Annotated in this window: 7 protein-coding genes; 3 read left to right on the forward strand and 4 right to left on the reverse strand. The window is 70.1% G+C overall.

Annotated elements, in window-relative coordinates:
* Positions 1–19: 19 nt before the first annotated feature.
* Positions 20–1012: a Bug family tripartite tricarboxylate transporter substrate binding protein gene (locus tag H537_RS0103875; RefSeq protein WP_028996836.1), complete on the forward strand. Its 993-nt coding sequence runs from the start codon at positions 20–22 to the stop codon at positions 1010–1012.
* 9 nt (positions 1013–1021) lie between these two features.
* Here H537_RS0103875 and H537_RS0103880 read toward each other — a convergent pair whose 3' ends face one another.
* The 4 genes from H537_RS0103880 to H537_RS0103895 form a co-directional block, all read right to left on the reverse strand.
* Positions 1022–2104 (reverse strand): DUF3466 family protein, encoded by a 1083-nt coding sequence (locus H537_RS0103880; protein ID WP_169516945.1) that lies wholly within the window; start codon positions 2102–2104, stop codon positions 1022–1024.
* A 393-nt stretch (positions 2105–2497) separates the two neighbouring features.
* Positions 2498–3628, reverse strand: coding sequence for a tetratricopeptide repeat protein (locus H537_RS41065; protein ID WP_156901373.1), 1131 nt, complete (start codon positions 3626–3628; stop codon positions 2498–2500).
* A 155-nt stretch (positions 3629–3783) separates the two neighbouring features.
* The gene (gnd, locus tag H537_RS0103890; RefSeq protein ID WP_028996838.1) at positions 3784–4767 is read right to left on the reverse strand and encodes a phosphogluconate dehydrogenase (NAD(+)-dependent, decarboxylating); all 984 of its coding nucleotides are present in this window, start codon (positions 4765–4767) and stop codon (positions 3784–3786) included.
* Positions 4768–4875: 108 nt separating this feature from the next.
* A complete protein-coding gene (locus H537_RS0103895; protein ID WP_043458137.1) occupies positions 4876–5937 on the reverse strand; it encodes an AraC family transcriptional regulator in 1062 nt (353 codons plus the stop codon).
* 174 nt (positions 5938–6111) lie between these two features.
* Between H537_RS0103895 and icmF the strand changes: the two genes are divergently transcribed.
* Both icmF and H537_RS0103905 read left to right on the forward strand, forming a co-directional pair.
* Positions 6112–9405 (forward strand): fused isobutyryl-CoA mutase/GTPase IcmF, encoded by a 3294-nt coding sequence (gene icmF, locus H537_RS0103900; protein WP_028996840.1) that lies wholly within the window; start codon positions 6112–6114, stop codon positions 9403–9405.
* A gap of 36 nt (positions 9406–9441) precedes the next feature.
* Positions 9442–10076 (forward strand): 3-hydroxyacyl-CoA dehydrogenase NAD-binding domain-containing protein (locus H537_RS0103905; RefSeq protein ID WP_028996841.1); only part of this gene is annotated, 635 nt, incomplete at its 3' end.

A 10076-nucleotide genomic window follows, 5' to 3' on the forward strand; every position in this document is an offset into this window, starting at 1 on the left:
ACACCAAAGGAGACAAGCCATGAAGACGAAGCAACACACCCTCTCACGCCGCCGCCTCGTGCAGGCCGCCGCCTTGTGCACCTTGAGCGCCCTGGCCGCGCCGGTGCTGGCGCAGAGCCCCTGGCCCGCGAAGCCGATCCGGCTGGTGGTGGGCTTCCCGCCCGGCGGTACCACCGACGTGATGGCGCGCGTGGTGGCGGCCCCACTGCAGAAGGCGCTGGGCCAGCCCGTGATCGTGGACAACAAGCCCGGCGCCAGCGGCAACCTGGCGGTGGGCGAGGTGAGCAAGGCGCCGGCCGACGGCTACACGTTCATGGTGGCGCCGATCTCGGTGCAGACCGCCAACCCGCACCTGTTCAAGCCGGCGCTGAACCCGGAGCGCGACCTGCAGCCCGTGGCCAGCCTCGGCTACGCGCAGCTGTACCTGGTGGTGAAGAAGGACCTGCCGGTGAAGAGCGTGGCCGAGCTGGTGCAGCTGGCCAAGGCCCAGCCCGGCAAGCTGAGCTACGGCTCCGGCGGCCCGGGCACTCAGATGCACCTGGTGGCCGAGCTGTTCAAGCAGCAGGCCGGCGTGGACGCCGTGCACGTGCCCTACCGCGGCGCGGCACCGGCGTTGCAGGACCTGCTGGCCGGGCAGATCGACTACTACTTCGACCCTGCCACCGGCTTCAGCCATCTGCGCGAGGGCCGCGCGAAGCTGCTGGCGGTGAGCGGCACCCGGCGCTCGCCCTTCTTCCCGGACGCGCCGACGCTGGCCGAGGCGGGTGTCAAGGGCGTGGAGCTGGGCAACTGGTTCGGGCTGTTCGCGCCGGCGGCCACGCCGGCGGAGGTGGTGGCGCGGCTGGGCCAGGAGATCGCCCGGGCGGTGGCGCTGCCGGAGGTGAAGCAGCGCTTCGCCGAGCTGGGCGCCGAGCCGGTGGCGCAGGACGGTGCGGCCTTCCGCAAGACGATCAGCGACGAGGGACGGCTGCTGGCGGCGCTGATCCGGGACCGGCGGATCGCGATCGATTGAGACCGGGCCTCAGTCTCGCGGCCCGCGCCTGCGCCGCCACGCCACGGCGCCCACGCCGCCCAGCCCGGCCAGCAGCAGCTTCCACGTGCCGGCCTCGGGCACGGGCGTGGCGATGAAGCCGCGCAGCAGCCCGTCCGTCATGCCCAGGCCCACGATCTGGCCGCGGTCGTTGATGTCCATGGCGTAGTGCAGCTCCCAGCGTTGGGCTGCGTCGTGGTCGAGCAGGTCGTTGAGGTCGCGCATGCGGCCGTTGCGCCAGAGGAAGGCGTGGAAGGGCTGCGAGGGATTGCTGCCCCCCACTTCCGAGCTGCCCACGATCCAACCCTTCTCGTTGAGGGCCGCCGCCGACGTGGACATGCCGTTGAGCGTGCCCAGGGCCTGGTAGGTGCCGCCGTCGTAGAGGAAGGCGCGGTAGTTGGCATCCACCAGGATCTGTCCGGCGTTGTTGATGTCCGCGCCGTCCATCCTCGAGTCCGAGGCGCCCTGTGGTGCCGGTAGGTAGGACACGCTGTTGCCGTCCCACACGAAGGCGTCGCTGCGGCCGAACCCGTGTTCGGCGCGTCCGACCGCCACGCCGTGGTCGTTGATGGCCCAGGCGATGGTGGTGCCGATGTCTTCGCCCTCGAAGGGAATGAAATGTGCCTGCGTGCCGTCGTGCACGTAGGCACGGCCGTTGATCGTGCCTGCCACCTGGCCAGATTCGTTGATGGCATGGGCATAGGCCGCATTGCCTGTACCCGGGGCCGGATTCAAGTCCTTGAGCTGCCCCTGGTCGTAGAGAAAAGGCCGGTCTTCGTACGTGGCCCAGTTCGTGGCGTAGCCCACGATTTGCCCGCGGTCGTTGATGGCGCGGGCGCTCGTGGTATTGAATCCGTTCATATTGCCCGGGTCTCGAATCTGGTCGTTTTCGTAGGCGAACGCCCGGAATGGCACCTCATCGTCCTGGGCATAGGAGTAACCCACCACCGAGCCGTGGTTGTTCAAGCCATAAGCCCAGCTGTAGCTGCTGGCATTGTCCGGGCCGAGCACGCCGATGGTTTCGACGCGATACCGCAGCTGTGCCTGGGCGCCGCCGGTCATGGCCAGGGCCATGGAAAACGCCAGCAATAACCGCAAACCAATTCTGTGCATGGCATGAGTTCCTTTCCAGGTCAGCCAGCCTAAACCCGATAAAACCTGTGCCGCCATCCCATGGAATCGCCAACGAATTCCGGCTTTTCGTGCATTGCGGTTACTGCTGTAGCCCGCCGGAAATTGAATGTGGGTGTTATTGGTGTGGCGCCATCGAGTGGCGGGCAGGCACTTGGCCGTGAATAAGGCCGGGTGTCAGTCCTGCCGTCCAGGGTGCCTCCGCCAGGCCATGGCAGGCATCGGTTCAATTCACTTTCATGGCATCTGGTTACGGCTGTCGCTCTATGAGGCTTGGAAGAAGGGACTGTGGTTATTCATTGAATAACGGCCTGTTGGAAATCCCGGTAATTCCAGTCAATGCCGCGACGGCGGGCCAGACTTGCCGGCCTGGGCCGTCAGCGCCGCGGTGGCCTGGGCGTCGTGCCGCTCCTGCACCGCGATCAGTCCGAGCTGCGGGTCGCGCATGCGCTGCGCCAGCGCTCGGGCCTGGGCGACTTCGGTACCCGTCAGCACCGCCAGCAGCTGGCGGCGGTTCGCGGACGCCGGGTTGGCGGGCGCGCCGTCGGCCTGGGCCGAGAGCTCGTACAGCGCCAGCGCCATCACCAAGTCCGCCGTCACGCCCTGGCCGGTGCGGTAGGCCACGCCCAGGTTGTTCAGCGCCGCCGCGTGGCCCCGGGCCGCGGCGCGGCGGTACCAGGCCAGCACCTCGGCGCCGTCCGCCGAGCCGTCGCGGCGGCGGTCCAGCAGCAGGGCCAGGTTGAACTGCGCCGGCGCATGATCCTGCGCGGCGGCCTGGCGGTACCAGTCCAGGGCCGCAGCGTCGTCGCGCGGGCCGCCGCGGCCCTGGGCCAGCAGCACGCCCAGGGCGTTCTGCGCGTCCGCGTCGCCCCGCTCCGCCGCCTGCCGGTACCACAGCGCGGCGGCGGCCTCGTCGCGGGCCAGCCCGATGCCGTTCTCCAGCAGCGTGCCCAGCCGGTACTGCGCCACCGCCAGGCCCTGGGTGGCAGCCTGCCGGTACCACTGCGCCGCGGTGCGCGCGTCCGCCGCCACGCCGCGCCCCAACTCGTACAGCCGGCCCAGCCCGTAAAAGGCATGCACGTCACCCTGTTCGGCTGCCCGGCGGTACCAGGCGAGCGCCTGCACCGGATCGGGCGCCACGCCGGCGCCGCGGTCGTAGGCCAGGGCCAGGTTGAGCTGCGCATCGGCGTGGTCCTGCTCGGCGGCCTTGCGGTACCACGCGACGGCCGCCGCGGCGTCGCGGGCGGCGCCCAGCCCTTCCTCCAGCAGCAGCCCCAGTGCGAACTGCGCCCGGGCGTCGCCGCGCTCGGCCAGCGGCCGGAATTCCTGCACCGCCCCGGCTGGGTCGGTGGACCGCAGGCGCGCCAGCGCCTCGTCCCAGCCGGCCTGCGCCGGCAGCGCCAGGGCCAGCGCCGCGAGGGCGGCGAGGTGCGGGTTCGCCAAGGTCCAGACGCAGAGCTTTCGCATGGCCGCCACTCCCGAGGTTCCAAAGCAGCGTAGGCCGCGCCCCGTTCGGCGCCAGCCCCCGGACGCGTCAGCGCGATGGCTTGCGCCTTGCCCCGGCCGGGGCGGGCAAAGGCCCGGGATGCGGACGCAACGCGCGGGTTACCCGGCTTACGCTTTCACTTCTTGATCTCGACGTGCCCGCCGAACTTGAAGCGCAGCGCCGAGAGCATCTTCTCGGCGTAGGTGTGGTCCTGGCGCGAGCGGAAGCGCGTGTAGAGCGCCGCGGTCAGCACCTCGGCGGGCACGGATTCCTCGATGGCGGTCTCCACCGTCCAGCGGCCCTCGCCGGAGTCCTGCACCACGCCGGAGAAGTTGGACAGGCTCTCGTTCTCGGCCAGCGCGTCGGCGGCCAGGTCCAGCAGCCAGCTCGACACCACGCTGCCGCGGCGCCAGAGCTCGGCGATGTCGGCTACCGGCAGCTCGTAGCGGCGCTCGGCAGGCACCTGCGGCTTGCTGGCGCTGCGCATGATGTCGAAGCCCTCCGCCATGGCCTGCATCATTCCGTACTCGATGCCGTTGTGGATCATCTTGACGAAGTGGCCCGCGCCGGCCGGGCCGCAGTGCAGCCAGCCGCGCTCGGCGCTGGCCGTCTCGGCAGTAGCCGTGCGCGCTGGCGTGCGCTCGATGTCGCCCACGCCCGGGGCCAGGGTCTCGAAGATCGGCGCCAGGCGCTGCACCACCTCGGCCTCGCCGCCGATCATCAGGCAGTAGCCGCGCTCCAGGCCCCAGACGCCGCCGCTGGTGCCGACGTCCAGGTAGTGCAGGCCCTTGGCGCGCAGCTCGGCGGCGCGGCGCACGTCGTCGTGGAAGTGCGTATTGCCGCCGTCGATGATGACGTCGCCCGGCGACAGCCGACCGGCCAGCGCGGCGATGGTCTCCTCGGTGATGCGCCCGTGCGGCAGCATCACCCACACCGTGCGCGGCGCCTGCAGCTGCGCCACCAGCGCGTCCAGGTCCGCCGCGGGCACGGCGCCATCGCCGGCCAGCTTCTCCACGGTGCCGGCATCCGCATCGAACACCACGCACTCGTGCCCGGCGCGCATCAGCCGCCGCACGAGGTTGCCGCCCATGCGGCCCAAACCCACCATCCCGAGTTGCATCTCGACCGTCCTTCTTGCGCTGCTCCGTCCGGATAGCGCTGTCCAAAATGGGGCGGGAGTGTACCGGGTGGTTACCGCCGGACGTGGCGCCAGGGAGAAAGCCGCGGCTCAGCGCCCGGACGCCGGCAGCGGCGTCCCCTGGGGCGCGGCGCGCGCCCGGTACTCGCCCGGCTGCATGCCGAGCCACTTGCGGAAGGCGCGGTGGAAGGCGCTAGCGTCCTCGTAGCCCAGCCGCGCGGCGATGGCCTCCACGCTCAGCCGCGAGCCGGTGAGCAGGTGGATGGCGGCGTCGCGGCGCAGCGCGTCCTTCAGGCCCTGGTAGCTCGCGCCCTCGGCCGCCAGGCGGCGGCGCAGCGTGTTGGCGCTCTGGTGCAGCTCGGCCGCCACCGTCTCCAGCCGCGGCCACTCGGCGCCGGCCTCGACGCAGGGTTTCAGGCGGCGGCGCACGCGTGCGGCCGTCCCTTCCTCGTTGCGGTATTTCAGGAACACCGAGCGCGGCGCGGCGGCCAGGAAGAGTTTCAGGCCGCGCTCGTCCTGCACCACCGGGGCGCCCAGCAGCGCGGCGTCGAAGGCGACGGCCGTTTGCGGCGCGTCGAACGCCAACTGCTGCGAGTACATCAGCGCGTACTCGCGCGCGTGCGCCGGGCGCGGGTAGGCGAAGCGCGCCCAGCGCAGCGGGATGCGCCGCCCGGCCAGCCAGCACATCAGGCCGTGCACCAGCACCAGGAAGGTTTCCACGGCGAAGCGGCGCGTGTCCTCGTCCGGCATGCGGTGGCGCACCGTCAGCACGGCCTCGCCCTCGCGCACCTGGAGCTCGGCGCCGATGTCGTCGAGCAGGCACCCGAAGCCGCGCAGCACCCGGCGCAGCGCCTGCCCCAGGTCTGCTGCCGGCAGCAGCGAGCGGCACAGCAACTTGAAACTGCCGGGCTTCATGCGACGAGCGTCCAGGCCGAAGAATTCGTCGTCCATCTCCGACGCTACCGCCAGCCACAGCGCGGCGAAGGCGTCGGCCGTGACCCGCGACTGCGGCCCGCGCAGCAGCTCGGCCGGGATGCCCACCGCCTGCAGCACGCGCGCGCGCGCCGCGCCGTCCAGCCGCGCCATGGCGGCCAGCACGAAGGCGATGGAAACGGTGTCCTTTTCTTCCAGCGGAACGGGGGCGGGATGCATAGGCTTCGGTGGTCCGCCGCTGCAGTTGCACGGGCGTCGTGCGGCGGGCACCCGGAAGTCTAGGGCCTGGAACTGGCAAAAACTGCCAACGCGGTTGATGCCTCGCACCATCGCGCAAGCGCGCGCGCGGGCCTATCGTCGCGGGCTACAAGAGCACTGCCTGGAGACGCCGCCATGACCGATCTGTCCGCCGAATTCAAGTCGCTTGCCGAGTACCGCCCGGTGCACCGGCTGCGCTTCGTCACCGCCGCCGCGCTCTTCGACGGGCATGACGCGTCGATCAACATCATGCGGCGCATCCTCATGGGCATGGGCGCGGAGGTGATCCACCTCGGCCACAACCGCTCGGTGGACGAGGTCGTGACCGCCGCGCTGCAGGAGGACGCGCACGGCATCGCCGTGAGTTCCTACCAGGGCGGGCACGTGGAGTTCTTCAAGTACATGGTGGAGCTGCTGCGCGCGCGCGGCGGGGAGCAGATCCAGGTCTTCGGCGGTGGCGGCGGCGTGATCGTGCCGGCCGAGATCCGCGAGCTGCAGGAAGCCGGCGTGGCGCGCATCTTCAGCCCCGAGGACGGCCAGCGCATGGGGTTGCAGGGAATGATCGGCGAGATGCTGATGCGCTGCGACCGTGACCTGACGCAAGGCGCGCCCGCCGAGGTGTCGGCGCTGCAGGGCCACGGCGACGCCGCCTGGCGCGCGCTGTCGCGGCTGGTCACGGCGCTGGAGAACGGCGCCGCCGATGCGGGCCTGGTGAAGGCGCTGCACGAGGGCGCGGCCCAGGTGCGCGTGCCGGTGCTGGGCATCACTGGCACGGGCGGTGCGGGCAAGAGCAGCCTCACCGACGAACTCATCCGCCGCCTGCGCCTGGACCAGGACGACAGCCTGCGCATCGCCGTCGTCTCCATCGACCCCTCGCGGCGCAAGAGCGGCGGCGCGCTGCTGGGCGACCGCATCCGCATGAACGCCATCGGGCCGTGGCAGCAGGGCGCGCGCGTCTTCATGCGCAGCCTGGCCACGCGCCAGGCCGGCAGCGAGGTCAGCGCCGCGCTGCCCGACGTCGTCGCCGCCTGCAAGTGCGCCGGCTTCGACCTGGTGATCGTCGAGACCTCGGGCATCGGCCAGGGCGACGCCGCCATCGTGCCGATGGTGGACGTGCCGATGTACGTGATGACGCCCGAGTTCGGCGCGGCCAGCCAGCTGGAGAAGATCGACATGCTCGACTTCGCCGAGTTTGTGGCCATCAACAAGTTCGACCGCAAGGGCGCGCAGGACGCGCTGCGCGACGTGGCCAAGCAGGTGCAGCGCAACCGCGAGGCCTTCAACGTGCGCCCGGAGCAGATGCCCGTCTTCGGCACCATGGCCAGCCGCTTCAACGACGACGGCGTCACGGCGCTGTACCAGGCGCTGAAGGTGCGCCTGGGCGAGCTGGGCCTGCCGCTGCGCGAGGGCCGGCTGCCGCTGGTAGACACGCGCCACAGCACGCAGGGCGCGGCCATCGTGCCGGCCTCGCGCACGCGCTACCTGGCCGACATCTCCGAGAGCGTGCGCTCGTACAAGCAGCGCGCCCGCGCCCAGGCACGGCTGGCGCGCGAGCTGCAGCAGCTGCGCGAGAGCGCGCGCATGCTGCAGGAGGACGACCCCACGCGCGACGGCGCCCGCAAGACCGTGCTGGCGCTGGCCGACGCGCGTGCCGAAGGCCAGGACCCGGCCGCGCGCAAGCTGCTGGCGCAGTGGCCCGACATGCAGAAGGCCTACGCCGGCGACGAGTACGTGGTGAAGATCCGCGACAAGGAGATCCGCACCGCGCTGACGCTCACCACGCTGTCGGGCAACAAGGTGCGCAAGGTGTCGCTGCCCAGCTACGAGGACCACGGCGAGATCCTGAAGTGGCTGCTGCTGGAGAACGTGCCGGGCTCCTTCCCGTACACGGCCGGCACCTTCGCCTTCAAGCGCGAGAACGAGGACCCGACGCGCATGTTCGCCGGCGAGGGCGATGCCTTCCGCACCAACCGGCGTTTCAAGCTGCTCTCCGACGGCATGCCGGCCAAGCGGCTGTCCACGGCTTTCGACTCCGTCACGCTGTACGGCGCCGATCCGGACCCGCGCCCGGACATCTACGGCAAGGTGGGCAACTCCGGCGTGAGCATCGCCACGCTGGACGACCTCAAGGTGCTGTACGGCGGTTTTAACTTGTGCGATCCGAGCACGAGCGTGAGCATGACGATCAATGGGCCGGCGCCGACGATCCTGGCCATGTTCATGAACACGGCCATCGACCAGCAGCTGGAGAAGTTCAAGGCCGACAACGGGCGCGAGCCCACGGCCGACGAGGCCGCCAAGATCCGCGCCTGGGTGCTGAGCAACGTGCGCGGCACGGTGCAGGCGGACATCCTCAAGGAGGACCAGGGCCAGAACACCTGCATCTTCTCCACCGAGTTCAGCCTGAAGGTGATGGGCGACATCGCCGAGTGGTTCGTGCACCACGGCGTGCGCAATTTCTACTCGGTGTCGATCTCGGGCTACCACATCGCCGAGGCCGGCGCGAACCCGATCAGCCAGCTCGCCTTCACGCTCTCCAACGGCTTCACGCTGGTGGAGGCGTATCTCGCGCGCGGCATGCACATCGACGACTTCGCGCCCAACCTGAGCTTCTTCTTCAGCAACGGGATGGATGCGGAGTACACCGTCCTGGGCCGTGTCGCAAGGCGCATCTGGGCCGTGGCGATGAAGGAGCGCTACGGCGCCAACGAGCGCAGCCAGAAGCTGAAGTACCACATCCAGACCAGCGGCCGCAGCCTGCACGCGCAGGAGATCGCGTTCAACGACATCCGCACCACGCTGCAGGCGCTGATCGCCATCTACGACAACTGCAACTCGCTGCACACCAACGCCTACGACGAGGCGATCACCACGCCCACCGAGGAGAGCGTGCGCCGCGCGATGGCGATCCAGCTGATCATCAACCGCGAGTGGGGCCTGGCGAAGTGCGAGAACCCGAACCAGGGCGCGTTCGTGATCGACGAGCTGACGGAACTGGTGGAGGAGGCGGTGCTGGCCGAGTTCGAGCGCATCGCCGAGCGCGGCGGCGTGCTGGGCGCCATGGAGACGGGCTACCAGCGCAGCAAGATCCAGGAAGAGAGCATGCACTACGAGATGCTCAAGCACACGGGCGAGCATCCGATCATCGGCGTCAACACCTTCCGCAACCCGCACGGCGACCCGGTGCCGGACCACATCGAGCTGGCCCGTTCCACCGACGAGGAGAAGCAGTCGCAGCTCCAGCGCCTGGCCGACTTCCACGCCCGCCACGCGGCCGAGGCGCCGGCGATGCTGCAGCGGCTGCAGGAGGCGGTGATTGCCGGCGGCAACGTGTTCGACGTGCTGATGGATGCGGTGCGCGTGTGCTCGCTGGGGCAGATCACCCACGCGCTGTTCGAAGTCGGCGGGCAGTACCGCCGGAGCATGTAATCTGCGGGTTTTTACTGAGTGATTGGAAGGGAAGGCATGAAAATTGAGCGCATCGGCGTCATTGGCGCGGGCACCATGGGCAACGGCATCGCGCAGGTGTGCGCCGTGGCCGGGCTGCAGGTGGTGATGGTGGACATTTCGGACGAGGCGGTGCAGCGCGGCGTGAAGACGCTCGCCGGCAGCCTGGACCGCCTGGTCAAGAAGGAAAAGCTCACGCCCGCGCAGAAGGATGAGGCGCTTGCCCGCGTGCAGGGCAGCACCGACTACGCGGCGCTCAAGGACGCGCAGATCGTCATCGAGGCCGCGACCGAGAACCCCGACCTGAAGCTGCGCATCCTGCGCCAGGTCGAGGGCATCGTCGGCGCCGACGCCGTGATCGCGTCCAACACCTCGTCGATCTCGATCACGCAGCTGGCCGCGGTGCTGGACAAGCCCGAGCGCTGCATCGGCATGCACTTCTTCAACCCGGTGCCGCTGATGGGGCTGCTGGAGCTGATCCGCGGCCTGCAGACCTCCGACGAGACGCACGCGCTGGCCGTGGCCTTCGCGCAGGCGGTGGGCAAGACGCCGGTGACGGTGAAGAACAGCCCCGGTTTCGTGGTCAACCGCATCCTGTGCCCGATGATCAACGAGGCCATCTTCGTGCTGCAGGAGGGCCTGGCCACGGCCGA

It is taken from the genome of Azohydromonas australica DSM 1124, from assembly GCF_000430725.1.
Taxonomy (GTDB): Bacteria; Pseudomonadota; Gammaproteobacteria; order Burkholderiales; family Burkholderiaceae_C; genus Azohydromonas; species Azohydromonas australica.

Bases quoted from the DNA above. Each gene is read 5' to 3' on its own strand.
- H537_RS0103880 (WP_169516945.1), bottom strand. From the start codon at position 2,104: ATGGCCCTGGCCATGACCGGCGGCGCCCAGGCACAGCTGCGGTATCGC.
- H537_RS0103875 (WP_028996836.1), top strand. From the start codon at position 20: ATGAAGACGAAGCAACACACCCTCTCACGCCGCCGCCTCGTGCAGGCC.
- H537_RS0103895 (WP_043458137.1), bottom strand. From the start codon at position 5,937: ATGCATCCCGCCCCCGTTCCGCTGGAAGAAAAGGACACCGTTTCCATC.
- icmF (WP_028996840.1), top strand. From the start codon at position 6,112: ATGACCGATCTGTCCGCCGAATTCAAGTCGCTTGCCGAGTACCGCCCG.
- gnd (WP_028996838.1), bottom strand. From the start codon at position 4,767: ATGCAACTCGGGATGGTGGGTTTGGGCCGCATGGGCGGCAACCTCGTG.
- H537_RS41065 (WP_156901373.1), bottom strand. From the start codon at position 3,628: ATGCGAAAGCTCTGCGTCTGGACCTTGGCGAACCCGCACCTCGCCGCC.